Annotated in this window: 27 protein-coding genes; 21 read left to right on the plus strand and 6 right to left on the minus strand. The window is 54.4% G+C overall.

All coding sequences use genetic code 11. The features are described from left to right. Positions 1 to 182 precede the first annotated feature (182 nt). The gene (locus tag HRQ63_RS00410; RefSeq protein ID WP_172237492.1) at positions 183 to 458 is read left to right on the plus strand and encodes an HPr family phosphocarrier protein; all 276 of its coding nucleotides are present in this window, start codon (positions 183 to 185) and stop codon (positions 456 to 458) included. Between the two features lie 181 nt (positions 459 to 639). Then, a complete protein-coding gene (locus tag HRQ63_RS00415) occupies positions 640 to 2,382 on the plus strand; it encodes a sensor domain-containing diguanylate cyclase (protein ID WP_172237495.1) in 1,743 nt (580 codons plus the stop codon). A 63-nt stretch (positions 2,383 to 2,445) separates the two neighbouring features. On the opposite strand, the gene HRQ63_RS00420 is transcribed toward HRQ63_RS00415, so the two are convergent. The 3 genes from HRQ63_RS00420 to HRQ63_RS00430 all read right to left on the minus strand — a co-directional run bounded on the left by HRQ63_RS00420 (position 2,446) and on the right by HRQ63_RS00430 (position 5,755). Further along, positions 2,446 to 3,045 (minus strand): GNAT family N-acetyltransferase, encoded by a 600-nt coding sequence (locus HRQ63_RS00420; RefSeq protein ID WP_172237498.1) that lies wholly within the window; start codon positions 3,043 to 3,045, stop codon positions 2,446 to 2,448. Positions 3,046 to 3,143: 98 nt separating this feature from the next. Continuing rightward, the gene (locus tag HRQ63_RS00425) at positions 3,144 to 5,264 is read right to left on the minus strand and encodes a methyl-accepting chemotaxis protein (RefSeq protein WP_172237501.1); all 2,121 of its coding nucleotides are present in this window, start codon (positions 5,262 to 5,264) and stop codon (positions 3,144 to 3,146) included. 299 nt (positions 5,265 to 5,563) lie between these two features. Continuing rightward, complete coding sequence (locus HRQ63_RS00430; RefSeq protein ID WP_037287539.1) at positions 5,564 to 5,755, minus strand: hypothetical protein; 192 nt, start codon at positions 5,753 to 5,755, stop codon at positions 5,564 to 5,566. Positions 5,756 to 6,008: 253 nt separating this feature from the next. Between HRQ63_RS00430 and HRQ63_RS00435 the strand changes: the two genes are divergently transcribed. From HRQ63_RS00435 to HRQ63_RS00445, 3 genes are all read left to right on the plus strand, one after another. After that, positions 6,009 to 6,215, plus strand: coding sequence for a hypothetical protein (locus tag HRQ63_RS00435; RefSeq protein ID WP_172237504.1), 207 nt, complete (start codon positions 6,009 to 6,011; stop codon positions 6,213 to 6,215). A gap of 282 nt (positions 6,216 to 6,497) precedes the next feature. Beyond that, entirely contained in the window at positions 6,498 to 6,899 is a 402-nt protein-coding gene (locus tag HRQ63_RS00440) for a recombinase family protein (RefSeq protein WP_172237507.1), read from the plus strand. Positions 6,900 to 6,933: 34 nt separating this feature from the next. Next, a complete protein-coding gene (locus HRQ63_RS00445) occupies positions 6,934 to 7,179 on the plus strand; it encodes a hypothetical protein (RefSeq protein ID WP_172237510.1) in 246 nt (81 codons plus the stop codon). Positions 7,180 to 7,247: 68 nt separating this feature from the next. Here the strand turns inward: HRQ63_RS00445 and HRQ63_RS00450 are convergent, their stop codons facing one another. Next, a complete protein-coding gene (locus HRQ63_RS00450; protein WP_172237512.1) occupies positions 7,248 to 7,682 on the minus strand; it encodes a hypothetical protein in 435 nt (144 codons plus the stop codon). On the opposite strand from HRQ63_RS00450, the gene HRQ63_RS00455 reads away from it, so the two are divergent. From HRQ63_RS00455 to HRQ63_RS00475, 5 genes are all read left to right on the plus strand, one after another. Beyond that, on the plus strand, positions 7,682 to 8,737 hold the full coding sequence (locus tag HRQ63_RS00455; RefSeq protein ID WP_172237514.1) for a FecCD family ABC transporter permease: 1,056 nt from the start codon (positions 7,682 to 7,684) through the stop codon (positions 8,735 to 8,737). The genes HRQ63_RS00450 and HRQ63_RS00455 overlap by 1 nt on opposite strands. Continuing rightward, positions 8,737 to 9,768, plus strand: coding sequence for a FecCD family ABC transporter permease (locus tag HRQ63_RS00460; protein ID WP_172237516.1), 1,032 nt, complete (start codon positions 8,737 to 8,739; stop codon positions 9,766 to 9,768). Before HRQ63_RS00455 ends, HRQ63_RS00460 begins: the two co-directional genes overlap by 1 nt. 317 nt (positions 9,769 to 10,085) lie before the next feature. Next, on the plus strand, positions 10,086 to 10,973 hold the full coding sequence (locus tag HRQ63_RS00465) for an aldo/keto reductase (RefSeq protein WP_172237518.1): 888 nt from the start codon (positions 10,086 to 10,088) through the stop codon (positions 10,971 to 10,973). A gap of 164 nt (positions 10,974 to 11,137) precedes the next feature. After that, positions 11,138 to 12,832 (plus strand): alpha/beta fold hydrolase, encoded by a 1,695-nt coding sequence (locus HRQ63_RS00470; protein ID WP_172237520.1) that lies wholly within the window; start codon positions 11,138 to 11,140, stop codon positions 12,830 to 12,832. 20 nt (positions 12,833 to 12,852) lie between these two features. Beyond that, a complete protein-coding gene (locus HRQ63_RS00475) occupies positions 12,853 to 13,494 on the plus strand; it encodes a flavin reductase family protein (RefSeq protein ID WP_172237522.1) in 642 nt (213 codons plus the stop codon). 196 nt (positions 13,495 to 13,690) lie between these two features. Here the strand turns inward: HRQ63_RS00475 and cls are convergent, their stop codons facing one another. After that, positions 13,691 to 15,076 carry a cardiolipin synthase gene (gene cls, locus HRQ63_RS00480; protein ID WP_229714087.1) on the minus strand — a complete coding sequence of 462 codons (1,386 nt, stop codon included), beginning with the start codon at positions 15,074 to 15,076 and terminating at the stop codon, positions 13,691 to 13,693. A gap of 290 nt (positions 15,077 to 15,366) precedes the next feature. Between cls and HRQ63_RS00485 the strand changes: the two genes are divergently transcribed. The 6 genes from HRQ63_RS00485 (at position 15,367) to HRQ63_RS00510 (ending at position 20,658) form a co-directional block, all read left to right on the plus strand. Continuing rightward, positions 15,367 to 16,389 (plus strand): sensor histidine kinase, encoded by a 1,023-nt coding sequence (locus HRQ63_RS00485; protein ID WP_172237526.1) that lies wholly within the window; start codon positions 15,367 to 15,369, stop codon positions 16,387 to 16,389. Further along, the gene (locus HRQ63_RS00490) at positions 16,386 to 17,048 is read left to right on the plus strand and encodes a response regulator (protein WP_172237529.1); all 663 of its coding nucleotides are present in this window, start codon (positions 16,386 to 16,388) and stop codon (positions 17,046 to 17,048) included. Before HRQ63_RS00485 ends, HRQ63_RS00490 begins: the two co-directional genes overlap by 4 nt. A 20-nt stretch (positions 17,049 to 17,068) precedes the next feature. Continuing rightward, complete coding sequence (locus tag HRQ63_RS00495; protein WP_172237532.1) at positions 17,069 to 18,751, plus strand: copper resistance CopC/CopD family protein; 1,683 nt, start codon at positions 17,069 to 17,071, stop codon at positions 18,749 to 18,751. 36 nt (positions 18,752 to 18,787) lie between these two features. Further along, complete coding sequence (locus HRQ63_RS00500) at positions 18,788 to 19,576, plus strand: YcnI family protein (protein ID WP_371873167.1); 789 nt, start codon at positions 18,788 to 18,790, stop codon at positions 19,574 to 19,576. Positions 19,577 to 19,722: 146 nt separating this feature from the next. Beyond that, positions 19,723 to 20,046: a hypothetical protein gene (locus tag HRQ63_RS00505; RefSeq protein WP_172237535.1), complete on the plus strand. Its 324-nt coding sequence runs from the start codon at positions 19,723 to 19,725 to the stop codon at positions 20,044 to 20,046. A 165-nt stretch (positions 20,047 to 20,211) separates the two neighbouring features. Continuing rightward, the gene (locus HRQ63_RS00510; protein ID WP_172237538.1) at positions 20,212 to 20,658 is read left to right on the plus strand and encodes a CBS domain-containing protein; all 447 of its coding nucleotides are present in this window, start codon (positions 20,212 to 20,214) and stop codon (positions 20,656 to 20,658) included. 106 nt (positions 20,659 to 20,764) lie between these two features. Here HRQ63_RS00510 and HRQ63_RS00515 read toward each other — a convergent pair whose 3' ends face one another. Further along, positions 20,765 to 21,604, minus strand: a complete 840-nt coding sequence (locus HRQ63_RS00515) for an alpha/beta hydrolase family protein (RefSeq protein WP_172237541.1) — start codon at positions 21,602 to 21,604, stop codon at positions 20,765 to 20,767. Between the two features lie 345 nt (positions 21,605 to 21,949). Between HRQ63_RS00515 and HRQ63_RS00520 the strand changes: the two genes are divergently transcribed. Genes HRQ63_RS00520 through HRQ63_RS00540 form a run of 5 tightly spaced genes read left to right on the plus strand, consistent with a single transcriptional unit; the run spans position 21,950 to position 26,053 of the window. Continuing rightward, positions 21,950 to 22,477, plus strand: coding sequence for a sigma-70 family RNA polymerase sigma factor (locus HRQ63_RS00520; protein WP_172237544.1), 528 nt, complete (start codon positions 21,950 to 21,952; stop codon positions 22,475 to 22,477). Between the two features lie 36 nt (positions 22,478 to 22,513). After that, positions 22,514 to 23,629, plus strand: coding sequence for a hypothetical protein (locus tag HRQ63_RS00525; protein WP_172237547.1), 1,116 nt, complete (start codon positions 22,514 to 22,516; stop codon positions 23,627 to 23,629). Then, positions 23,626 to 24,600 carry an ABC transporter ATP-binding protein gene (locus tag HRQ63_RS00530; RefSeq protein ID WP_308809894.1) on the plus strand — a complete coding sequence of 325 codons (975 nt, stop codon included), beginning with the start codon at positions 23,626 to 23,628 and terminating at the stop codon, positions 24,598 to 24,600. The genes HRQ63_RS00525 and HRQ63_RS00530 overlap by 4 nt, the downstream gene beginning before the upstream one ends. Beyond that, positions 24,597 to 25,433, plus strand: a complete 837-nt coding sequence (locus HRQ63_RS00535) for an ABC transporter permease (RefSeq protein ID WP_172237550.1) — start codon at positions 24,597 to 24,599, stop codon at positions 25,431 to 25,433. The genes HRQ63_RS00530 and HRQ63_RS00535 overlap by 4 nt, the downstream gene beginning before the upstream one ends. 38 nt (positions 25,434 to 25,471) lie before the next feature. Further along, complete coding sequence (locus tag HRQ63_RS00540; RefSeq protein ID WP_172237553.1) at positions 25,472 to 26,053, plus strand: hypothetical protein; 582 nt, start codon at positions 25,472 to 25,474, stop codon at positions 26,051 to 26,053. The last annotated feature ends 61 nt before the right edge of the window (positions 26,054 to 26,114 follow it).

Raw genomic sequence — 26,114 nt, forward strand, 5'->3', positions numbered from 1 at the left:
GTTAGCCGAAGCGCGGCCGGAGCGAAAAAAGGACTTCTTTTTTCCCGCTCCGCCTGCTAACTTTTCACTTGTTGCGGCCGATATAATAAGGGAGGAATAGCGGCACAAGTGTGTAAAGCCGCTTTTTTTATCCTAAAATTTGGAAGCGTTATCAGGCTATCACGCAAAAAGGAGATACACCTATGAGAGTACACGAATTTAAAATCGAAGGGGACTTCGATCGCGACGAACTGCTTCGAATCTCATCGCAGGCTTCGCAGTTTACCTCGGAAATCAAACTCGCCTTCGGAGAAGAGGACAATCAACGAATCGTAGACGTTAAAAGTTTGCTCGGCATGATGCTGCTTCCTATCCATAACGGCAATACCGTCCGGATCAGCGCGCGGGGTCGAGACGAACTGGCAGCGCTGGAATATATGTGCGAATTGTTTCAACATCACGGCTGCGCGCCTCACTAAGGCCGGGGAAAAAACGAAGCAGACCCATCCTCCTTTGAAGGAGCGGTGGGTTTCTTCTCGTTTTATGTAACAAGCGTTTTGTCATATACCGATATTTCATAAAAGGGAGTCGCGCGTGTCCGACATGTTTCGCGCCCGAAACCGATTTGAAAATGACAGCGTCAGGAGGAGTCCGTTCATTATGCTTCAACTTTCCTATAATCTCGGCAGTCTGCAAGAGATCGATTCCTGCCTGCAAGATGTCGGGTTGCAGCAGCATGCTTCTCGAAGTCGTTCCACGCTGGTTCAAATTTTCGCTTCCCGCATAGACCCGCAGCAGGTTCCTGGTTTGCATCGACGCATTGCCTCCTGCATGCCGCGGGCGGTCGTCGCCGGAATTACGACGGCCGGCGAAATTCATGAAGGAGAATCGGTCATCCGGCGTATCGTGGTAGTTTTTTCTTTTTTCGAAACGTCGGAGCTTCAACTGGTCTCGTACGGCTGTGAGCCGGAAAAGGAGCGGGAGGTCGGCCGACGCCTGGTCGATGCCATTCGATCCGAACAAGCCGCTGCCCCGATCAAAGGCATTCAATTGTATGCCACCACGCAGCGAATGAATGCGGCGGGATTATTGGAAGATCTGCAGCATCGGCTGGCCGAGATTCCGGTATTCGGCGCAGGCGCCAGCGCTTACCATAACCATGGAGAAGCTTGGATTTTCGCTGGAGAAAAGGTATACGAAGAAGGCGTGGCGGCCGTTGTGTTCCGCGGAAAAGAACTGGAGATCGAAGCTTACCCATGCTTGGGATGGGAGCCGTTAAGCCGCGCCATGACCGTTACGGAAATCGAAAGTCCGACAGTCTTGAAGACGCTTGACCATATTCCGGCAGCCCATGTTTACGAGAAGTATTTGGGCATTCAAAACGACGATAACTTTTTTAAAAACATGCTTGAATTTCCGCTCATGCTAAAACGAGGGACGGCTGCATTGGCCAGGGTTCCGTTGATACGCCGGGCAAACGGAAGCCTTCAAATGGTTGCGGACTTGCATGTGGGCGAGCAGGTCAGGATCACTTACGGCAATCCGAAGCATATCATCGAAGCCGCTTACGATCTGCAGCAAAAGCTGACTGAATTCCGTCCGCAGGGCATTCTGATTTATTCTTGCTATTGCCGGCAGGTTTATTTGCAGGAAGGATTGAATCTCGAAACGCAGGGCTTCCGTCAGATCGCGCCTTCGGCAGGATTTTATACGTACGGAGAATTTTACGGTCAAGGCGAAGAGTTGGTGCTGCATAACGCAACGATGGTGGCGGTAGGCATGCGCGAAGGTACCCCGGCTGATCCTCTGATCTCGAAAGAACCGGAGCAAGCCCGCTTATCGCAGTCCGAACCGATGGAGATGACGGCAAGACTTGCGCGCTTTGTCGGAGTCGTCGTCGAAGAACTGGAGCAGGCCAATCGCGAACTTCAGGAAATGATGCAGGCCGACGGCTTGACCGGCATCTATAACCGGCGCAAGATGGACGAACTGCTCGGCGAAGCCATCGATTCCGGCGAGTCGTTGTCCGTTGCGCTGCTTGATATTGATTGGTTCAAGCGAATCAACGATACCTACGGGCATCTTTGCGGAGACGAGGTCCTGAAACGTACGGCCGCGATTTTGCGCGAAGACGTCTGCGGAGCGGGAGAAGCGGGACGTTGGGGCGGCGAAGAATTCCTGCTGCTTTTGCCCAACACCAAGGCTGACGAGGCTGCGGCGATTGCCGAGAGGATTCGCGTCACGATGGAACAGACTGATTTCGGTGCCCCGGGCTCGGTAACGGCAAGCTTCGGAGTCACTGCGGCCGTACCCGGGGAAGAAATCAGGCAGCTGTTAAAACGCGCCGACGAGGCGCTTTATTCGGCCAAGCACAGCGGCCGCAATCGCGTGGTTTTGTTTTAGGAGAGGCATGGGGCTTGGCGGCTGCGGCAATGAAAAGGGAATTTTCGAAACCCGGAACCAAGCCTATTTTTTCGCCCCTTTAAAACTGAGTTCATGAAAAGTCTCGATGTGTTCGAATAGCTTTTTTCCGTCGCGGCCGAGCGGGCGAATTTTGCGTTCGTTCTCATTTTGCAGGTCGAGCAGCATGGCGCGATATTTTTCCGGAACCCAAACGTAGCTGTGGATATAGTCCGTGGACTCGAATCCGCATCGCTGCCAGAATCGCAATCGATTTCGGCCTTCTTCGCTGTCGTCGACCTCGGCTTCCAGCAGTAAGCCGTTTATTCCGTAATGTTCGCGGGCCCAGTCAGCCAAAGCGGCAACCGTTCCTTTTCCGATACCGTGTTCACGAAGCGACGGGGATACGGCGAGATAGTCCACGATAAGCAGCCGTTGGTCGGCGCTAAGGCCCGTTAAAGCCATAGAACAGGGTTGGCCTTCCGATATTCCGATATGCAAAAAAGCATTCATGTTTTTCAACATATTGCGTACGATACGCTCGGGTTTGCGAATATGTTTAGGGAAAGACGCTTCATAAATAGGAAGAATAAGATCCCAGAGGTCTTGGCTCCAGTCAGAGCTTGTTTGAAGTTCCACATGCAGCGGGCGAGGCTTGGGGTCCATATAAGCATTCCTTCTTTCCGTGATGTTTCTCTTCATTATATAAGGACAGATGCTCACGCAACAAACCCCTATGCTTATGGCATAGGGGTTTGTTGTGCTCACATGGCGGAAAGTTTGAACAATCCGAGATCCTTTTGCAATCCTATCGCCATATCGCTGAGTTCGCCTGCGGCGCTGCCGATTTCTTCGAGCGCGGCAAGCTGTTGCTGCGTTGAGGCGGCCATCGTCTGAGATTCTTCCGACGAATGCTGCGCGACGCGTGCGACTTCGGAAATGGAAGCCGTAACTTCTTCTACGCCTGCGGAAATTTCCTGCGAAGCCGCGGAGATTTCCTGAATTTGATCGCTGACGGCCCGGGCGCTGTGCCCGATCTGTCCGATAGCGCCGCTGGCACGATCGATGAAGGCCAAGCCTTCTGCCGTCTCGCTATCCGTGCGGCTCATCAATTGAACGGTTTCTCCGATCAAGCCGCGGATATCGCCGATTCGAAGAGAGATGGTTTCCACGGAAGTCTGCGTCTGCTCAGCCAGCTTACCTACCTCCGATGCAACAACGGCAAAGCCTCGACCATGTTCGCCGGCTCGGGCAGCTTCGATATTGGCATTCAGGGACAGAAGCTGGGTTTGACGGGCGATGGCTTTGATCGAAGAGACAATCTCGTCAATTTGCTGAGAGTGGGCATCGAGCCGGGAGACGCTGCCGGCCGATTGGCTGACCGAATCCCGGATGCTCCGCATTTGCCGTACGGCCGCAGTCAGTTCCTGATCGCCCGCTTCGGCTTTTTGAGTCGTTTCGGCGGCCGATTCGGCTGCGGAAGCCGAGGATTCTGCGATTCGCGAGATGCCGACGGCCATTTCGTTCATGGCAAGCGCGGTATCTTCGGTCATGCGGCGCTGCGATTCGGAACCGTCCGCTACCGATTGAACCGCATCGGCAACCTGACGCATGGCCAGAGAGGATTCCCGAGAAACTTCGCTGAGCTGTTCGGAAGCGGCCGCAGAATGTTCGGAAGCTTCCTGACTGCTGCGAAGCGTTTTGTTCAGAGCGACGATCATGCGGTTGAACGACTGGCCGACCTGCCCCAGCTCATCTCGTGTCTCAATTTGAATATCTCGAGACAAGTCGCCATTTGCCATCGCTGTCGCACGTTCGTTGAGTTGTTGAACTGCGGCATTAACACTGCGGTAGAACGCCATGTAGAAGAGCAGCACAAGCAGCAAAGCGGCAACGATCACGGCCACAACCAAGTTGCGTTGAGCTTCCAAACGGTCAATGCGCTGGTCAAGCAGCAATTCCAGCGTCTCAGAGGCTTGCTTGAAAAACGTATTGGAAACGTCGATCGTTGAGGTACCCGCCGAGAAGAAGGCAGCCGGATCCGACGTCAAGTTTTTATCGTCAAACAACTGCTGTTGAACGGCGGAAAGGAATTGTTCGATCGAAGTCGAAGTTTCCTGTCCCGAGGCGCTTATCAGAGCTGCCGCTTCCGGATTCAATTCCGTGATTCGTTGAAGTGCTTTATTCAATTCTCTCAATTCGCTTTCCGCTTGGGTTTTCTTGACGGCAACTTGAGTCAACGTCTGCGCTTCCGCTTGGCGTCGAGTCAGCATTCCGTTGCCCGTGCCGCGGATTTCCGCGGTTTCCTCGATCAGGGCCGGAATACGTTTGACGACCATGTCCATGAGGTAAAAGGAGTCGATTTCCGTATCGAGCGACAAGCCCGATTCATCCGCGCTTTCGACCACGAAGTCGAGCGCGCGTCCGATCAGTTCGCTGTGACGGGCGAAGCTTTCTTCGGCGGAAAGGGAAGTCGTTTCTTGTTCGAGTGTTTTCCATTCTCCGGCAAGGGCTTGCCAGGCGTCGGCGGAGCCGGATAAGCCCGATTTCCGAACCGCAAGGTCGATCGCCGCGGCGTTTTCATTCGTTTGCGCGGTCGCTTCGGAAAGCTTGCTTTCGCTGTCTGCTCCGCCGCCGTTCAAGAAGGCATTGGCTTGTCCGCGATGCTGCTGCAAGGAAAGGATAAACGGAAGAGAGGCTTCGATCTGCACCAGTCCGACTTTCTCTTCTTCGGCGGTACGAATTTTAGCCTGAGTGCCCGTAATCCACAAACTGAAAAGAAGCGCCAACGGAGCGGCAAATAACACGCTGATGAGTACGAATTTTTGCGCATATTTCAATCGGGATAATACGAACGTGAACGGATAAAGCAGCTTGGCCAACATGGGCATCCTCCTCTGTAGTACGCTGATTCTGTTTATTTTTTCATCAGCATAACGGGTTTCGAAAGGGTTCGTTCGACCCTGTACATGATTCTCTATATCTATATCGGAAGAAAACCCTAAAATGAATTGCTTCACCGCCTCAAAGTGAAAAAAAACAAAAATTTGTCGTAAAATGCAAAGCTTCTGCTCGAACGAGCGCTTTCAATGCACGCAAAAAGACCCCGCCCACACAAAACGTGTCGGCGGAGTCGGGATGAAAGGATAGCTAGGTTGGTCTGAATCTGAAATTGTACCCATTATTAATGCAAGCGTTCAAATCGTTTAACTGCCCAATAGGGAAGAGTCACGGAACGCTCCGCGGTGTTAACGGTAAAAAAACGAGTGTCGTTCATATCGGGAAAACAGGGCCCCGTATAAAACTCGCCGCTAACCAGATGTAGGCGCAGTACTTCTTCTTTGAATACGGCCTTTTTGATCTCTTGAACTGCCATGGTGCAGGCCCCCTTATCAGATAAATAAGGTCTTGCTAATTATTGAATACCTTACATTACCCCGCGTTACGATCCTCCAATCATATTGTAAGCAATATTAATGAATAATGTAAAAAATAATTTGAGATTGTAAAAATCAAGGCGGATTTACAATCGACAGCGCACCAAGTAGAATAAAAACAACCGAAAGAATCGGCCTCGTTTGGCAATTTGCCAATGGGGCCTTTTTGCATTTCCAAGGAGGCTATCATGAATGAAACACACTTACCGAGAACTCAAAACGGATAGCGAATTATTGGCAGCGGCAATGTTCGGCATGTTAGTCTACGTCGTTGATGCCTATGACTCCGAAGAGATGCACGAGCTCGGAGGCGTCATTGATGCTTATACGCCCAGACGCGTGCGAATCGATGAGGAATGGCATACTCGCGGGGACTGCTCGTTTCGGGTTGATATATGAAAAGAAGGCCCGCTCGTGTTTCAACTTGAGCGGGCCTTCAAAAGCATGTATTTAATGTAGCGTCAGTCATCGGTCTTACACGGAAATCTTCGAAGCGATAAGCTCCAAAACATGCGTTTCTCGTTCGATCGAAAATCCCATCGAAGCTTCCTGATCCGCAATTACTTTTCGATTATGCCGGATAGATTCATTTAGATCAACCCAAACCGCGGATGAACCGTTGGCAATTTCGTACTCTTCCGGTGCGGCTCGGCCCAAGTTTTGTCCGATGGAACATATATTATGAAGGAAGAGCACGCCTCTGCAAAAAAAAGAACCGTATTGGAAAAGTTGCTGCAAGATCTGCGGATCGGAGATATACTCGTCGTATCGAAGCTGTTTGTATTAGCGGATTCAACCCGACATTTAGTCGAAGTACTGGATGATTTGGAGAAGAAAGAAGCCTATTTGTTATCCGTGCACGATCGGATCGACACGCGAACGGCAGCCGGCCGAACTTTTCGCGCCAACGCGCATTCGCTATTGGGTTTGCAAAAAGACAGCAAGGCAGGCCGACCGCGTAAGATGGACGACAACGTAAAAAAAGCGATTCAGATGTACGAGAGCAAACAGTACAGTCTGGCACAAATCAAAGAGCAAACGGGGATCAGTAAAACGACTTTGTATCGCTACTTGGAGAATTGACCGTTCGCGAATCAAAACGTAAAGGCGGGATAAAATGACACCACAAGAGCTTCAACGAGTCGGATATACGACTTTACATATTGAGCATATTACCAACCTGGCCAAAACCAGTCATCTGCCGTTCGAGACTTCGATTTGGGAGATTCATAAATTAGCGCTTCGCAGAGGAATGGACTTCGTAAGCCAATACACAGACGTTTATGCGCTTTGCAGAGACGATAAGATGCTGACTGAAGTCGGAACAACGCTGTTGGAGTACGAGGGTAAGGTCACGGACTGAATCAGCCGAATCTTTTGATTCCGGAAAATACCTAAATAATATTCTCTATAAAAGACTCTTTCCTGATTTTATAGACGAATATTTTTTTGCCTGCTATACTGTTGATAATGATTTTCATTTAGGCTTACTTGGCGCGTAAGTTGATGCTCGTTGGCAGGATCCGCAACGCCATTAACGATAATGAACCTCATTTGGGCGCGTTTATGCGCATTTCCGGCGCGGACGTGGATGGAATCGGAAATGAAAAAGATGTTCATACATAATCCGGTGATCGAGGCCAAGCTGCCGGCGCCGGACGGGAGTTGTACCGCCAGCCTAAAGATAAAGACAGAATGTCCATGCAGCCTGGCGGCCGCGTATTGTCCATTTTCAATAGGCGGGCCGCATATGAAGGTTTTGGTGTTCATTCGGAAAAGGGTGATGTCGTGAAACAAATGCAAGCAGGCGCGAAAGCGTTGCGAAAAATCGGGCCGTCGCGCGGCGATAGGGAGGAAGGCATCCAATGAAACCTTCCGCTTTGCCTGAAGATCCGCAGCAGGCCGTTCAGCAGGTCAAGGTCCGTTCGAGACCGTGGGCCGCATCGCTGATTCTGGTCGGCGGCGTTATTTTGCTCGTGCTCGGAATGGCGGTCGCGATCGCGATCGGCGCCAAGGATATCGCGCTTCCCGACGTATGGGATGCCGTATTCCATTTCAATCCGGATCTGACCGAGCATCAGATCATTCGAGAGCTGCGCATGCCTCGCGTAATCGGCGCGGCGATCGTCGGTGCGGCTTTCGCGGTCGCGGGCGCGATCATGCAGGGGATGACCCGAAATCCGCTTGCCGATACCGGACTGCTCGGACTGAACGCCGGAGCCGGCTTCGCGCTGGCGCTGTGCTTCGCGTTCTTCCCGGGGATGTCTTTCCTCGGACTGATGCTGTATTCGTTCCTCGGAGCCGGTGCAGGCGTCGGGATCGTATACGGGATCGGTTCCAGGTCGAAAGGCGGCTTGACGCCGATTCGTCTCGTATTGGCGGGAGCGGCGGTCAGTGCGCTGTTTACCGCGCTCAGCGAAGGAGTGGCCTTATACTTCAAGATCGGGCAGGATTTGGCTTTCTGGTATGCGGGCGGGGTCGCCGGCACGCAGTGGGTTCAAATCCAGATCATTTTGCCGGCCGTGGTGATTGCGCTTTTGGCTGCCTTCGCCTTGGCGCGTTCGATCACGCTGCTCAGTCTGGGCGACGATATTGCGACCGGACTGGGTCAACGTACGGGCACCGTCCGCGTATTCGGCGTGATCATCGTACTGGTGCTGGCGGGTACAGCGGTGTCGATCGTCGGTTCGGTCGGCTTTGTGGGGCTGATCATTCCCCACTTGACGCGTAAACTGGTCGGCGTGGATTACCGCTGGATTATTCCTTGTTCGGCCGTGCTCGGCAGTTTGCTGATCGTGTTCGCGGATCTTGCGGCACGTACGATTAACCCGCCGCAGGAAACGCCGATCGGAGCGCTTGTCGCCCTGATCGGCGTACCGTTCTTCCTCTATCTGGCGGTTAAAGAAAGGAGGAGCCTGTAATGGAATCGATGATTCATCAGGCCGAGCGCCGCAAGCGCAGCCGCGGGCTCCTGGTTATCGGCATTTTCATCGTGCTTATTATCGTAGCGTTTATTATCAGCATGAATACCGGCTTTATCCGTTTGTCTCCAATGGAAGTGGTTCGGACGTTGTTCGGCGGAGGAACGGCGCAGCAGCATCTGATTCTGTTCGAATTCCGCTTGCCGCGCATCGTGATTTCGATTCTGATCGGCGCGGGTCTGGCCGTATCCGGCTGCGTGATGCAGGGACTTTCGCGTAATGCATTGGCTGACCCCGGCATCCTCGGCGTTAACGCGGGTGCGGGTCTTATGGTCATGCTGTATGTCTCGTTCTTTTCTTCGACGGTAAGCGGTTCGGTATTCCTTCTTCCGATCTTGGCATTGATCGGAGCCGGAGCAACAGCGGTATTGATCTACGTGTTGTCCTATAAAAAAGGAGAAGGCTTGATTCCGACCCGGATGCTGCTTGTCGGAATCGGGGTTGCGGCAGGGATCAGCGCGGCGATGATCGTGCTTACGCTTCGTCTTCGCCCGGAAGAATACCAGTTCGTCGCTTCATGGCTGGCCGGACGAATCTGGGGCACAAGCTGGAAGTTCGTTGTAGCCTTGCTTCCATGGCTGATTATTTTCCTGCCGTTCGTATTCTACAAAGCCAAAGTCATGAACGTGCTGAATATGGGCGATCAGACGGCGACCGGACTGGGTACTTCGATCGAACGCGAACGACTGCTGCTCCTGGCGGCGGCTGTCGGCCTTGCCGGAGCCTGCGTCGCGGTCAGCGGCGGCATCGGCTTCGTCGGCCTGATCGGCCCGCACTTGGGCCGACGCCTCGTCGGACCGAAGCACCAGATTCTGCTTCCCGTGTCGGCTTTGGCCGGTGCGCTCCTTGTCCTTGTCGCCGACACTCTCGGCCGCTGGATTCTCCAGCCGACCGATATCCCGACAGGCGTCGTCGTCGCCGTTATCGGCGCACCTTACTTCTTGTACCTGCTCGGCAAAAGCAAAATGTAAAATTCAAAACCCTCGCTTCACCCGAGCCGCTCTCCTTCCGGAGAGCGGCTTTTCTTATACAAATACGAAGCGTACATTCAAGCGAAAAATCGTCTGTTTTCAATTGCTTTTTATGGTTTTCTGTTGAATCCCATTCAACCCTATACCAGCGGAGGGCGAAACAGCGTCTTAAACGAATTTCTCCCTCCGCCCACAGGGTTTTACTCCCCCCGCCATTGAAAAAAATGAACGCTTAGCCTATCATGGAAGCGTTACCGAAATATCGAAACCGGTTTAGCGGTTAATCGATCCCAATCTAACCCGAGAGGTGAACAGCAATGAAATACAGAAGACTGGGCAAGACCGACTTGAACGTATCCGTCGTGGGCGTAGGTACCTGGCAGTTCGGCGGCGACTGGGGCAAAGACTACACGCAAAAAGACGCCGACGAAATCCTGATCCGCGCGAAAGAATTGGGCATCAACTTGATCGACACGGCCGAATGCTACGGGCCTCATCATATGTCGGAGACGTTCATCGGCGACTTTTTGTCCCGCGATCGGCGCGAAGATTGGGTGCTTGCTACCAAGTTCGGCCATCATTGGCACGAAAAATGGGAAAATGCGTGGAACGTCGATCAGATCCGCACCCAGCTCGAAGAATCGCTTCGCGCTTTGAAAACGGACTACGTCGATCTGTATCAGTTCCATTCCGGTTCGGACGAAGCGTTCGATAATGACGAGCTGTGGACGATGCTGGACAAGCAGGTGCAGGCCGGCAAAATCCGCAACCTGGGCATTTCGATCGGAAGCAACGACAATCTGTACCAAACGGATAAAGCGACCGAAGTGAATGCCAAAGCGATCCAGGTCGTGTATAACCGCATCGACCGCGTGCCGGAAGAACGGGTATTTCCGTCCTGCGAGCGTCAGGACCTCGGCGTGTTGGCGCGGGTTCCGCTGGCTAGCGGCTTCCTGAGCGGCAAATACAAGCCCGGCGCCGTATTCGAAGATAATGTGCGCAAAGGTCGCGACCGCGCCGATATCGACGAGAAACTGAAACAAGTGCAACAAATTCAAAACACCGAAGTACCTGAAGGCGTCGGCATGGCAGAATGGGCGCTGGCCTGGTGCTTGAAAAATCCGACCGTTAGCTGCGTAATTCCCGGCTGTAAAACGGTCGAACAGGTCGAATCGAATGCCCGCGCGGCCGAAATCGAGCTGTAAATTAGCTATATTGAAAAAAACCACATGACTTTTTTGCATTACTGTTGTAAAGTGGTTGCAGAACGGTTTCCGCGTCGAGTTCGGGCGCGGGGGCCGTTTTTTCTCGAAAACGTTTCATTTAAGCATAAAACGGACTGTAGGAGAAAGAGAGAAGGAGATTTCACATGAAGGGATATTGGCAAAAAATAGAAGCTTTACCCAAACGCAAGCGAATTCTATTCATGGGCGACAGCATCACGGAGAACGGGACTTATATTCGTGATCTGGATGCTATTTTTTTGAAATACATGCCTGAAAGTCAGCTTGAGTGGATAGGTCTCGGCGTCAGCAGCGAGACCGCTTCGGGTACGCAGGAAGCGGCACACCCATTTCCTCGTCCGTGTGTGCATGAGCGATTGGATCGGGCGCTGTCAGAGAGCAGGGCGGATTGGGCATTCCTTTGTTACGGGATGAACGACGGCGTATACAAACCGTTGTCCGACGAGGATTTTTCCGCTTATCGCTGTGGCATAGATAGAGCCGTGCAGAAGATCCAGGCTGCCGGAGCGCTACCGATTCTGGTGACACCGCCTCCGTTTGATATTTTTTCGGTGAACGGACGATTGCAGCCGGACGGAATGCCTGATTATGCGTTCGAAGAACCTTATGAGCGCTACGACGACGTATTGGAACACTACGCGGATTGGCTGCTGCAATATGGACGCGAACAGGGAATCAAAACGGTCGATATTCGTCGTCCGTTACTGGAATGGATCGCGACCGAACGCGCAGCCGATCCGAAATTCCGCTACGGAGACGGCGTTCATCCCCAACGGGAAGGGCATGCGGTGATTGCCCATACGATCTTGCGGCGGATCTTTCGTATCGAATGGGAAAAGATGCCGGAGTGGCTATTTTCGGATAGTGAATTTTTGCATAAGGTGACAGAGCGCCGCGAGTTATTGAAAGCGGCCTGGCGCGAACACGTAGGGCATACTAATCCGTACAAGTTTGAAGCTCTGCCGCTGGATGAAGCGCTAATACTGGCTGAACAGCATTTACCCGGCATTCGCGCAGCAGCAGAGCAGGAAGGCGGCGCGCTGGATGAACGAGTATCGGAATGGGAAGGATTCGTGCGCCGCGATTATGTTCGGAATGGACGAGCCTGCCTGATTGTTGAGCCCGAGTCGCCTGCACCCGGTCGTCCATGGATTTGGCGCACTGAATTTTTCGGACATTTCATGAACGCGGATTTGGAGTTGGTTCGGCAGGGCTGGCATATCGGGTATATTCGGTTGAGCGACTTGTACGGATCTCCTTTCTCCGCCGAAGCGATGGAAGATTTTCGGGATGATGCGGTTCGTCGTTTTGGGTTGGATGCCAAGCCCGTGTTATTCGGCTTTAGCCGAGGAGGGCTGTACGCTATCCGTTACGCCGAGACGTATTCGCAGCATGTTCGCGCGTTGTACGTAGATGCGCCGGTTGTCGATATTGCAAGCTGGCCGGGCGGACTCGGCGCAGGTACAGGTTCGCCGAACGAATGGAGAGACTGGGTGGATATTTACGGGATTTCTGTAGAGCGGCAGAACCCGGGTCCGGCGTCTGCCGAGGCCGATACCGTGACGGCGGAACGTGCTGCACAAGTCACGGAGCGTCTGCTGGAGCTTTTGCGTATTCCGGTCGAAGCCGATATTCCGCTGCTGTTAATCGCGGGCGGGGCAGACGAAGCCGTGCCTTTGGAGGAAAACGGGGACCGTTTGGACCGGCGTTATCGGGAGTTGGGCGGACGCATTACGCGAATCATCAAGCCGGACTGCGGGCATCACCCGCACGGCCTGACAAAATGGCCGCCGACGGTTACAATAGAAGCATATCTGTAGAAACGAAAGAGAGGGTTCCCATGCATAATCTTAATCCCCAGGAGCTGGACAGCAAGCTCGTGTACAAATTGATGACGGGCACGATCGTGCCGCGTCCGATCGCGTGGGTGACTTCGTTTTCGCGCGAACATGATGTCGTCAATGCGGCTCCGTTCAGCTATTTCAATATGGTCAGTTCGGACCCGCCTTTGGTAGCGATATCGGTGGTACGTCGTCCGGACGGACAGATGAAGGATACGGCCCGCAACGTGACGGAGCACGGCGAACTGGTCGTGCACATCTGCGACGAGTCGCTGGTGGAAGAAATGAACCGGACGGCCGCGATGCTGCCGCCGGGCAAAAGCGAGATCGATCTGACGAAGCTGACGCTGATCGACAGCGATGCGGTAAGCGTGCCGAGCATTGCCGAAGCAAAGGTGCGGTTGGAATGCCGGCTGGAGTCGCATCTGCCCATTAAGTCGGATGACGAACGGGTCACGCATGATCTGCTGATTGCCCGTATTTTGAGATTTCAGCTGGACGAATCGATCTACGACGCCGAGCACGGCTATGTGCTGACCGAAAATCTGCGTCCGGTCGCAAGGCTTGCGGGCAGCGAATATGCGGAGCTGGGGCGGTTGTTCAAGATCGAACGGCCGGTTCAACCGGGCGGCGGCGTCTAAGAGGATTGAACGGAAAGCCGAAGGGGCGGAAGCTCCGATCGATCGGAAAACGGATAGGAAGATCGAGCGACCGCGTCTGACGGAGCGTTGGCGCCCCTTGAGGCGGTAATGCTCCGATTCCTTTATTCGCGAAAAAATCCGCTTCAGGCGCCGTATGGGCGTGTCCGAAGCGGATTTTTTACCGGATAAAAAGGGGTTACAGAATCGGCGAGAACAGGCGTGTGAACGATTCGAGCAGTTTACGCAGCAGCGGACGCAGCTTGTACTGTTCGAGGGTCAGGATCTCGCTGTCTTCCATGTCTTTGCGGAACAGGGCTTCCAGCTCGCCGGCTTTTTGCGAATCGTAGACGATGGCGTTGACTTCGAAGTTCAGCTTGTAGCTGCGGATGTCCATGTTGGCGGTTCCGACCGAAGCGAGGCGTCCGTCGACGACCATCGTTTTGGCATGCAGGAAGCCTTTTTTGTACAAATAACAGTTGACGCCGAGATCGAGCAGTTCGCCGAGGTACGAATACGACGCCCAGTACACCATTTTGTGATCGGGAACTTTCGGAATCATCAGATGGACTTCGACGCCGGACAGGATCGCCATTTTCAGCGCGGTCATCATGCTTTCGTCGGGAATGAAGTACGGCGTCTGGATCATGATGCAATCGCGCGCTTCGTCCATCATTTTGATATAAGCCAGCTTAATCGTCTCCCGGCTCTGATCCGGACCGCTGGAGATGATCTGCGCGCCGACTTTGCCGGTGAACGGGCGGGTCACGCTGAGGAACAGGTTCTCCGGAAGCTTCTGCTTCACGGACAGGCTCCAGTCATGCAGGAAGATCGCGTGCATCTGGATCAGCGCCGTGCCTTCGATCCGCAGATGCGTGTCGCGCCAATAGCCGAATTTTTTGACCTCGCCGAGATATTCGTCACCGACGTTGAATCCGCCGATATACCCGCACGAGCCGTCAATGATGACCAGCTTGCGGTGATTGCGGTAATTCATTTTGAAGTTGATGAACGGAATCCGGGACGGGAAAAAGGGAGCGGCTATGCCGCCGGCTTCGCGGAACTTTTGCAGGAAGCGCCGATTGACCTTTTTGCTTCCCCAAGCATCGTACAAGACGCGGACTTCGAGACCCTGTTTCGCTTTTTCGGTCAAGGCGTCGATAAGGCGCCGGCCCAGGTTGTCGTTTTGCCAAATATAATACTGCACGTGGATGTACTTCTGCGCGCGGTCGATATCTGCAAGCAGGGCATCGAATTTCTCTTTGCCGTCCGAATATACGATGACGTCGTTATCCTGCGTGTACAACGAGAAGTCGCCGACCATGTTCATATGCAGCAGCTCGCGGTAACGGGCCGTGCGGGGATCGTTGAATTCCAGCTTCTCGTCGAGCAGCTGTTGACGCTGGACGGAGATGCCGGGCAGCAGAATCTTCTCCTGTTCACGGAATTGGTACCGCTTGACGCGGCTGAGATTTTGTCCGAAAAACAGATACAGGATGAACCCGATGATCGGCAGGAAAAAAAGAACCATCAACCAAGCCCAGGTGACCCCGATATCGCGCCGCTCCAAAAAGACGACAGTCATTGCCAGAAGAAGGTTCAAGACAAGCAAAAACCACGGAGCATGGTTAAACCAATATAATTCCAAATGCCGCGACCTCCGCTTTCTATAATGAAGTGTTTAAGACGATCATACATGCAACCAAGATATTAGTGTACCCGATTGTGATCAATAAGTGAACAATTCCGGGCATCAATCGGTTGAAAAAGTCGAAAAAGCGTCAAACGTAGCCCGAAAGGGCCATTTGTCGCGTTCGTTTTTTGGTTAAAATTTAATGGAAAGCTCGCGTGGTGAGTCAGGAAGGCTGGAAAATCATGAACTATACGCAAATCAAATGGCTGATTTTGTTTCTGCCCACCGTGGTCGTCGGCGTCTGGGAATACGTGCGGCACCAATTTTTGATGCCTGTGCTGTCGATGGACGCGGGCAACGTGCTGACGCCCGTGCTGGTCTTTCTCGTTAGCGTAACGCTGCTGCGTCGTCTGTTCGCCATGCTCGAACGCATGCAGCGGGAACTGGAGCAGGCGCGGACGGTCAAGGCGAATCTCGAAGCGCGCGAGGAATTGGCACGGGAATTGCATGACGGTATTGCCCAGTCGTTATTTCTTTTATCGGTCAAGCTGGATCGGATGGAAAGAGGAGCGGTCGAAGCAGGGCTGGGCAGCGAGCTGGAGACTGTCAGACGAACGGTGCATGAAGTAGATCGTTATGTAAGGCAGGCTCTGGCGAATCTGCGCGAGCCTGCCCGAAGCGGACTTGCCGTCGAAGCAGCAGCGGCAGTGCCGAATCTTCAAGGATCGGTTTCGTCCTCGCACGGATCGAATTTGTCGGGCATTCGCGGAAAGTCGCCGGTTAGCGAGAAGAACATGCAGCCTGAAGAGGCACGGAGAAAAACGTTGGTGACGGCGGACGCGAGAGGTTCCGATAATTCCGCTCCCGTGCATGATGTGACGGAAGAGTCCATGGCTGCGCGCGTCAGCCGACTGGCGGAGGAAGCCATGATCGACGTCAAAGTGGATTGGCATCTGCCGGACGATCAACTAGCCAGCCGTGAAAAAGCCGAACTGCTTGCCTGCATCCGTGAAGCGGTGATTAATGTGCGCAAGCATGCTCACGCGGCGCATGCCGAGGTGATCGGTCGCAGCAGCGGAAGCGGCTGGACGGTCGAAATCGCGGACGACGGACGTGGATTCGATGGCGATCCGTTAGCTGCATCCGGTCGATACGGACTTAAAATCATGGCGGATCGGGCGCAGGAGATGGGTTGGAGTTTTGAGCTGGATTCGAAGCCGGGCCGCACTTCGGTCAAGCTTGGACGAGAGGGGGAAGCGCGATGAACCGCTGCCGCGTACTGGTGGTCGATGATCATAAGCATGCACAGGAAGCGATCTGCGATATTTTGTCGTTGGATGCTGCCTTCGAAGTGATCGGCGTCGTGTCGGACGGAGCGGAAGCGATCGCTTTTACCGAACAATGGATGCCGGATTTGATTCTGATGGATATTCGGATGAGCGGAATGGGCGGTTTGGAGGCTACGGGGCGGATCAAGGTCTCTTATCCTTACGTAAAGATCGTGATCATCACGGTATCGGACGATATCGCTTACCTGCTCGAAGCGTTGAAGCAAGGGGCGCAAGGCTATCTGTTGAAAAATCTGGCCCCGTCGACCTGGATCGAATACCTCAAAGCGATCGTCAGCGAAGAAGCGCCGCTTAGCCGGGAATTGGCTTTTCAAATCCTCAAAGAATTCTCCGCGCCTGCCGCCGAGCCGGAAAGCGATACGCTAACGGCCAGGGAACGGGAAATATTGCGCCAGGTTGCTTCCGGGTTAACGAATCGCGAAGCGGCGGAAGTGCTGGGGATTTCGGAGCATACGGTGAAAAACCATTTGAAAAACATTTTGCAGAAGCTCCAATTACAGAATCGCGTGCAGTTAACCCGGTATGCCATGGAAAAAGGCTGGGTCGGGCGCGACGGATTCGGCGGCGAACGATGAGGGATGAAAGGAAGAATCACATGAAGGCAAGAGACACAAGGTGGAAACGATTGATTTTGCTTCCGCTGCTATCGGCCATTCTGATCGCGACGCTGGCTTTGCCGGGGTTAGCGTGGGCGCATGCGACGCTGACCTCGTCCACCCCGGCGGATCAGACCTCGATGGCGGAAATGCCGGAGTCGATCGAACTGGCATTCAACGAGACGATTCAGGGCGAGTTTTTGTCGATTAAGGTGACCAATACGGCTGGGGAAGAAATGCCTGTCGGTCAGGCCGAAGTATCGGCAAGCGATTTGCATCTCGTTACCGCTTCTGTCGAAGGTGAGTTTCCGGACGGCATCTATACGATGAACTGGCGCGTCGTCTCGGCAGACGGTCATCCGATTCGCGGCACGGTTCGTTTCGGCATCGGATCGGACGGCGTATTGACCGACGCGGGCGTGGCCGGCGGAGCGGCGGATTACACGCCGGGCGCCGATACGGTGGCGCACCGGGCTGCTTTGTACACGCTGCTTTCGCTGGTAGCCGGGGCGATCTTGTACTTGGGCTTTCTGCTTCCGGCAGGGCTGCGCGGTACGAAAAAGCTGACGCGTCCGGCCCGAATCGTATTTTGGGCGGCTATGGCGCTTTTGCTGCTTGTGATTTTGATCGGGCTGCCGCTTCAGGCGAAACTATTCGCGGACGTGCCATGGAGCGAAGCGTTCGGCAAAGAAATTTTAAGCCAGACCCTTGAAGGCACGTCCTCGGGACGAATGTTCCTGCTGCAAGTTCTCGTATGGCTGATGATCGCCGGCGCGGTCGTCGTCAACGATGTGATGGGCTGGGGCAAACGCGGCGGACATTGGACGATCGTGATGATCGGGTTCGTATTGCTGTTGGTGACCAAGGCGCTGACGGGACATGCGGCAGGATCGGAACATGTTTTCGGACAGGTGATGGCGGATACGCTGCATATGCTGGGCGCGACGGCCTGGATCGGCGGGCTGCTCATGCTGCTTATCAGTCTGTCAGCGACGGCGGGTGAAGGCCCGGCCTTTTGGAAAACGACGTTCCGTAGATTCGCGCCTTGGGCATTCGGGTCCGTTATCGCCTTGATCTTCAGCGGCGTGGTCATGAGCGTGACGCATGTGCCTGCCTGGTCGGATCTGTTCACCAGTCGTTACGGACAGCTGATCGTGGCCAAATCGGTGCTGCTGCTGGTCATGGGCATACTTGGATTTCTTCATTTCCGGCGTGCGCGCCGCGAAGGGGAAGAACGCCGAACGTGGTCTTTGGTTACGGAGCTTGCGGCAGGGATCATCATATTGGTTCTGGCAGGTCTGTTGACCAATGTGCCGACGCCGCAGCCTGCGGCCGCGGCGCCGGAAGCGTTCTCGGATGTTCAACCGGCCGAAGATGCGGAAAATGTGCGAATCTCGCTGGATGTACGTCCGCTGCAAGTGACGAAGTCGACCTTTACCGTTCGCTTCACGGATGCGGAGGGCGCGGCTCGAACCGACTGGCAGCAGGTAACGCTTCGGATCGCGCCTCAGGCCGCTTCGAGCGATTACACCGAGGTTCGCGCCGAAGCGCAGGAAGACGGCAGTTATGTCGCATCCGGCTTGTACTTCGGCAGTGCGGGAATTTGGAATGTCGAAGTACATGGATTGTCCGAGAAATTCGAACAAGCGGATCGGACCTTCACGATGGAAGTCAGCGAATAATCGTTTACACATACAAAAAAGGCGGGATTAACTCTAATGAAAACGACAAACATGAATCGAACGTTCAAAAAATTAATGGCTCTTGCAGCTCCGGCTTCGGCGGCTTTGCTGCTGTTCGCAACCGTAGCCAGCGCTCACGTTACCGTGCTTCCGAAAGAATCCGCTACGGGCGCTTGGGAAACGTACACGATGAAGGTCCCGGTGGAGAAAGACGTCAACACGAATAAAGTCGTTCTGAAAATGCCGGAAGGCGTCGAGTTCCAACAGTACGAGCCGATTCCGGGTTGGACCACGACTGTCGATGAATCTGCCGGCACCGTGACATGGGAAGCGGAAGGTGACGGAATCGCCGCCGGCGAATTCCAACGCTTTACCTTCGTTGCGAAAAATCCGGCGACTGAAGGCGAAGCGGCTTGGGATGCGTTCCAATACTACACGGACGGCAGCATCGTGGAGTGGACGGGCGACGAGAACGCGGATACGCCGCATTCGATCACGACGATCGGCGCAGCAGCGGGCGAAACGGCGGCTAACGCGCACGGCCAGACGGTAAGCACGGACGACGCGGCAGTCAGCGATCCGGCCGAAGCTCCGGCAGACGAGTCGACAACCGAGACGGCTGAAGAAACGACGGAAGCCGACGCGGCAACAACCGAACCTGCGGCGGATGCTTCGGCAGTCAGCGAACCGACCGAAGTCGCCGCGGACGCGCCTTCCGATGCGCCTGCGCAGACGAACAACGTGCTGCTGTACGTGACGCTGGCGTTGTCGATCGTGGCGATCGGATTGTCGGGAGCTGCGTTGGCGAGTCGCAAGCGTAAATAACTGATGGATTAAAAAGAAGCCTGCACGCGGAGATGGATTCCGCGTGCAGGCTTTTGGCTTTTTTGTGACGCGGGGTAACATTTTTTTTCTTTCGAACGTTCTATCTTTAGATCGACAAAAGCGAATCAATTCAATACGGCAGAATCGTGATTGTGGATGAACGGCGTCCAAGTACTGATGCTGACTTTCTATGGCTTAAGGAAGGCTTAGGCGAGGAAAAAAGAAAGAATCATATCACTATCTATGTTTTTCATGCAAAAAAACTGCTACAAAGCGAGATAACGTTCTTGTATCAGGTAGCTGAGCATCTCACTGATCATGTCGCACTGGCACATTGTCATGTGACCGTGCTTTTTCAGAAAGAAGCCGAGTATGATGCGGCTTTGGATCGTATTCTGGCATCCAAGGGGTATTCCGGTTCTGACGTAACAGCATTAGAGAAATTCTTCTACTTTTCGCAGGATGGATAGGACAGAATAATCTTTACCTTACTCTTACACATCTCTCGAACCCTCTTGACGCTGACGGCGTACCATGAACGGATAAAAGCGCGTTAAGCATAGGGATGATACGATAACGGAAACCGCTGTAACAATCGGCTTCTTCGCGTATCGGAACGAGAGGAGTTTTATCGAATGACAGCAATCCGGCAGCATACGATTCGCCAATTCGGCGTGAATAGCAGTGAACAGATGGAACCTTTAATGATGGGAATTGGCTTATCTGCCGCCCCGGCCCTGATTCTGCCGGATACGGCAACATGCGGAGAGACCCAGCGTTTGCTGCTTGAACAGCCGCAAGCCGCATGTATCGTGGTATGCGACCGGAAGCAGCGCCCCGTCGGGTTGGTGATGAGCGATGCGTTTTACATCCAAATGAATGCCGAGTACGAGCCTGAGCATCTGTACGAGCTTTCGATCAGCCGACTGATGAATCTGCATCCGTTAAAAGTCGATTTTGCCACGCCGCCGGGAATCGTGCGCGAACGCGCAGAGTCCCGTCCTTCCCGCACGCGGAAAGATGCAATCGTGGTGACTCGTGAAGGTGAATTCTTCGGCGTCATTCTGCCCGAGAATCTGTAAGTGAGAGCAGCATGCCCACCGTGCAATTTTTCGGAATGAAATAAAGGACCTCAACCCCGTAACCGCGGGAATTGAGGTCCTTTTTGCATAGTGAAGCCCAAAACAATCAGGTGCGATCCAGCCAGTCGAACATATCGTTCAGCACTCGTAAACGAATCTCCTGCGGCATATGATGACCTAATCCGTCCAGCGTCATCAACTCGGTCGTTTTGCCCAGCCTTTGCAACTCTTCATACATCCGTTCGCCGTGCCCGTATTCCACCTGCGCGTCTTCCGTTCCGTGCATAATAAGAACCGGGCATGAGAGGCGCCGGGCCATATGGATCGGAGAACGTTCCATGTAGGCTTCGGGGATTTTGTAAACGGAGCCGTTCATGACCCGCTTGAGCATTTTTCGCAGATCGATCCGTTCTTCATAGGTTCGACCCAGATCGGACAATCCGCCCCAGAGTACGAGCTGGGCGGCATGTTCCTCGATCGCGGCATCCGTGGCATTGATCGAACCGCGCGAGAAGCCGAGCACGGCGATTCGTTTCGGATCGGCTTGCGGAAAAACTCGGGCAATCCGCATGGCCACGCGCGAATCCTCCAAGTCTTCTCCTCCGAACCGGTCATGTCCGACGCCGCTTTCGCCGCCGCGGTAACAGGGGGCGACGACGATTCGGCCGAAGGACGCGAATTCGGCCAGCCAGTCCAGTCGTACCTTGCCCACTCGTCCGATCCCGCCGCGGCAATACACGAGTACCGGATAGGGCTCTTTACGCGGGGGCTTACTCATCGCTGACGGCAAGATGCAGGCGACAAGCTTCGCGCTCAATTCCTCGTCATTGAACTCGCGCCTCAAAAATCCGGTGAATGCTTCTTCCGTGAAACTCAATTCCGGCGGAAGGGCCGCATAACCGGCGACCCGCAGTCCTCCGGACAAATAAGTGAATCGATAGATCATGGCAGCCTCCTTTCGCGCTCGTGCGCATTGTGTATGATAGATATGGAATGGTAGCTTGTCCAAGTCAAACGTAAGGTTGATCAAGCTGCTCGTACCATGACCGCTTAAGATGTTAGGTTACGCCCATCGAAAACCCGCTTGAACCGTACGTGTTTCCGATGGACGCAAACCTCAAATGGAATGCGGTCAAAGTACTAGAATCCTTCTATTTTACCCTGTATAAAGCTTCATTTCGAATTTTAAAACTTTTTTTCGCGAATAGGGATACAAAATCCGGGAGGCCCCCGTCTTCTCAGTGTATATACGGCAAGGAAGAGCGGCCGCACTTCACAAGGAGGTTCACCGATGGACAATTTGAATACGGAATCCGACGCGTTCCGCGCGGTATTTCTCGAATATTATCCCGGCGTACGCCGGAAGCTGATCGCGATGGTCAAAGACGAGGCGACGGCGGAGGATTTGGCGCAGGAAGTATTTTTGCGGCTGTACCGCAATCCGCCGGACGATCCGAGAGTGATCGGAGCCTGGCTGCATCGGGTGCTGACCCGGATCGCTTACGACAACACGGATCGCCTGGTCAGACAGCGGAAACTTCAGGAGAAGCAGGAACAGTATTTCGATCGGGAAAAGACCTGGGAAAGCGGCGAAGAGGCGCTGGTGCGGAGCGAAGATCGCCAACAGATCAACGAGCTGCTCGGCGAACTGCCGGAACGGGATCGACAAGCGTTGATGCTGCGATACTCCGGCTACAGTTACGCGGAGATCGCCGAAGAAATTCGCGTCAGCCCGCCAAGAGTGGGATCGCTGCTCAACCGGGCCGCCGAGAAGCTGCGCAAACGCGCCTCGGGCAAGCGTAACGGATTGGAACTGTAACAGGTGAATAATACGAACTTTCGGGAGGGTTAAGCGATGACAACGAACAGAAGCAGCGAGCACGACGAACAAGCGCTTGCGAACCAGGCTTGGGAAAAGATGCAGGCGCGCTTGCGGGAAGAGCCGGTCAATCCGGCGTGGGCGACATGGGAAGAACGCAAAGCGACCTTGCACGGAACGAACAAGGAGGAAGAAAACAGCATGAATAACGACAAACCGGGCATTTCCGCCGCGGAAGATCAGCCGTCCGTTTTGAACGGTCAACCGAGCTTGCCTTTTACGCCTCAAGCTTCGAAAAAGAAACGCAAACGCGCCGTCCGTTTCGCGGTCGCGGCGGCAGCGGCGGCAGTGATCGTCACGGCGGTAACTCCGGCCGGCAACAACGCGCTGGCGAGCATCTTGAACACATTCACGATGCAGGATACCGTGGTCGTGCAGGAAGACGAAATGAGCAACATGATGCAGATGGTGTATAACGCCAACGATCATTACGAATCGATCAACGCGTACGGCAGTTTCGCCAGCACGGCGGAAGGTCATTTCGATCCGGAAATGACGGCGGAACAGATTCGGGCCGAACTGGGGTTCGAGCCGATCTCCGGTCCGGGGGGCGATACGGGAAGGCTGAGCGCTTCGATCGGCAGCAAGACCGAAATGAAGCTTAACGTGCAGGAGATGAACGAAACGCTGAAAAAACTCGGAGCGGATCATTTGTTCCCGGCGGAGGCCGACGGCAAAGCTATCACGATGACGCGCCCGGCTGCGGTCATTTACAACTTCGGCGACGACGAAGCGGAGTGGGCGGTGCTGAACCAATCGGAGATGCCTACCGTAGAGTTCGATCCGTCTTTCCCGGTCGAAGAAACGATGAATGCGGTCATCAATTTCCCTTACCTGCCGCAGGATTTGCGTACGAGTCTCCAAAAGGCAGCCGTATCAAGCGGACGCCTGCCGCTGCCGATGTACGCGAACGGCAAAGCGCAAAGTTTCGAAGTCGACGGCGTGAACGTCACCTATACGTTTAACGATAGCTATTCGCGCAACGCGTTTTGGATCAAAAACGATCAGCTGTTCGAATTCAACGCGGGCGAAAATTTCAAAGGCGGCGAAACCGGATTCCTCGATTTCGTGAAAGGACTGGCTGCCCAGTGAATAGCGTGATTCCTGCGATTCATACTCAAGCACTCAGCAAAATCTACGATAACGGACGCGGCTGCAGGAATATCACGTTGACGGTCGGACAAGGGGAAGCCTTCGGCTTCCTCGGTCCCAACGGCGCGGGTAAAAGCACTTTCGTCAAAACGCTTGTCGGGCTTGTTGCCGCGAGCGGCGGAAGCGGTTCGCTTCTCGGACATCCGATCGACTCGCTCGAAGCGCGCAAACACATCGGCTACCTGCCGGAACTGTACCGTTACCCCGAATGGCTGAGCGGCGAAGAAGTGATGAAATTCCATGCCGGGCTGCTCGGGATCAAAGGCGGCGAAGCCAAGCGGCGGATCCGCGAACGCCTCGACGAAGTCGGCATCGGCAAACGGGGTTCCGACCGGGTCAAACAGTATTCCAAAGGTATGCAGCAGCGGCTCGGCCTGGCCTGCGCGCTGCTCGGCGACCCGAAGCTTTTGTTTCTCGACGAGCCTTCGTCGGCGATGGACCCGGTCGGCAGGCGCGAAGTGCGCGAACTGCTGCTGGAGCTGAAAAAAAGAGGCACGACCCTGTTCCTCAACTCGCATCTGATGGAGGACGTGGAGACGGTCTGCGACCGCATGTCGCTGATGTTGAACGGCGACATGATCCGCAGCGGTTCCGTCGAAGACGTATTGAAAACGAAAGTCCGCTGGCGCTTCAAGGTCGGCGGCTTTTCGCCGCTTATTCTGGACTGGCTGCGCGAGGAAAGCGGTTTGAGCATCGCGTTGGCGGATCCGGCCCATGATGCGGAAGCCGCCTGGGACATGCCCGTGTGGCTGGAAGCGGATGTGTCGGACGAAAATCAGGCAGGCTTGTTGAACATGCTGCTGATCGAGCAGGGCATGACGCTGTACGAATCGTCCATGCAAAAAGAAAAACTCGAGGATTGGTTCGTGGAAACCGTATCCGGACGCGACCAAAGGGGGGAACGGGGATGAATACGATCATTGCTTCGACGTGGCAGGAAATGCTGCGCCGCAAAATGCTGCTGATCACCTTGATACTGACCGCGTTGTTCCTGGCCGTGTTTTGGTTTATCGCGGATACGGTCGGAGCGGATTCGACAGCCGGGGGAGACCTGCTTATGCAATATGCGCGGCGAAGTGCCATCTTGTCGCTCGGATTCTTTTTCGGCGGCTTCGTGGTGGCGTTCCTGGCGATCTTCAGCTCGTTCTCGGTCATTTCGGGCGAAGCCGAACAGGGCGTGCTTCAATCCGTGTTGACCCGTCCCATTCCGCGCTGGAAATGGTACGTCGGCCGCTGGATCGGATACGTTTCGCTGATCGGCGCGTATGCGCTGATATTGTTTGTAGCGATTTTGCTCATTACCAACGTCCATGCCGGCATGACTCGGGATTACGGCGATATTGCCGTTTCGCTGCTATTGTTCCTGGCTGCGGTTCCCGTTCTGGTCAGCGCTTCGATGGTCGGCTCGACGCTGTTCTCCGGTATCGGAAACGGCGTGTTCATGACGATGCTGTACGGGGCGGGCTGGCTCGGCGGAATGGTGGAGAAGGTGCGCGGCGCGCTGCCCGTCGAACCGGACGTGGAAGCGACATTGAGCCGGATCGGGGCGCTGCTGTCTTTGATCATGCCGGCCGACGGACTCAATCGCCGCATGCAGTACGTCTTGACGCAGGGAGCCGGAGAAACGATTCCTTTTCTGACGGGCGGAAATCCGCCGTCGAACGCGTTCGTTTGGTATGCGGGCGTTTTCGCGATTTTTGCTTTCGGTCTCGGATTGTGGTTATTTAAAAGAAAAGACTTTTAAAGCACCGCAAGTTTTTTACCGGGAAGGGGCAATGGCTTATGGGCCGACAAACGTATCACGTGCCGTTCGGGGCCGAACCTGCGAAACGAACGGTCAAAGGAACGCTGATCTTCTACGATTCGTTCGAGCAGGTTTCCGACGAGCAGTTGGAGCGAGCAGCCGAGCTGGCCATCGCCCGTTCGTTCTCGCAGCTGGTGCTGTATCCGCTGCATGAGGCGACGGTGAAGCGGCTGACGGGAGAGAACGCCAGCGCTTTTTACAAACGGGACGATCGAGTTCATGAGTGGCGGCGCAATCAACAGATCATGCGCAATGTGACGGTGGAGAACTGGGACGGCAAACGAAAAAAGTACACGCCGCTCGAAGCGGCACTGCGGTTTATGGACGAAAAGTATCCGTCGCCGCTGTTCCTGTATCTGACCGCCTATAACGCCAATCGCTTCGCGTCGTTCGCCACGTTCGAAGAATGGATCGCGAAGATCCGGCTGGTGCTGGACGAAACGCCGCAGCGCCTGCATCCGAGATTGGAAAAGTTCCGCCATCGTTGGGATACGGTCGGGGAACTGCTGGCGAAGGAGAAGCCGGAGGATCAGCCGGACGCCCGTCCGCGCAAACGTTAAGCAGGATTCACAATCGTTTCACACGTGCATCAGCCGGACCCGAGCCGTTTCCTTTACACTG

Source organism: Saccharibacillus endophyticus (assembly GCF_013185185.1).
Classification (GTDB): Bacteria; Bacillota; Bacilli; order Paenibacillales; family Paenibacillaceae; genus Saccharibacillus; species Saccharibacillus endophyticus.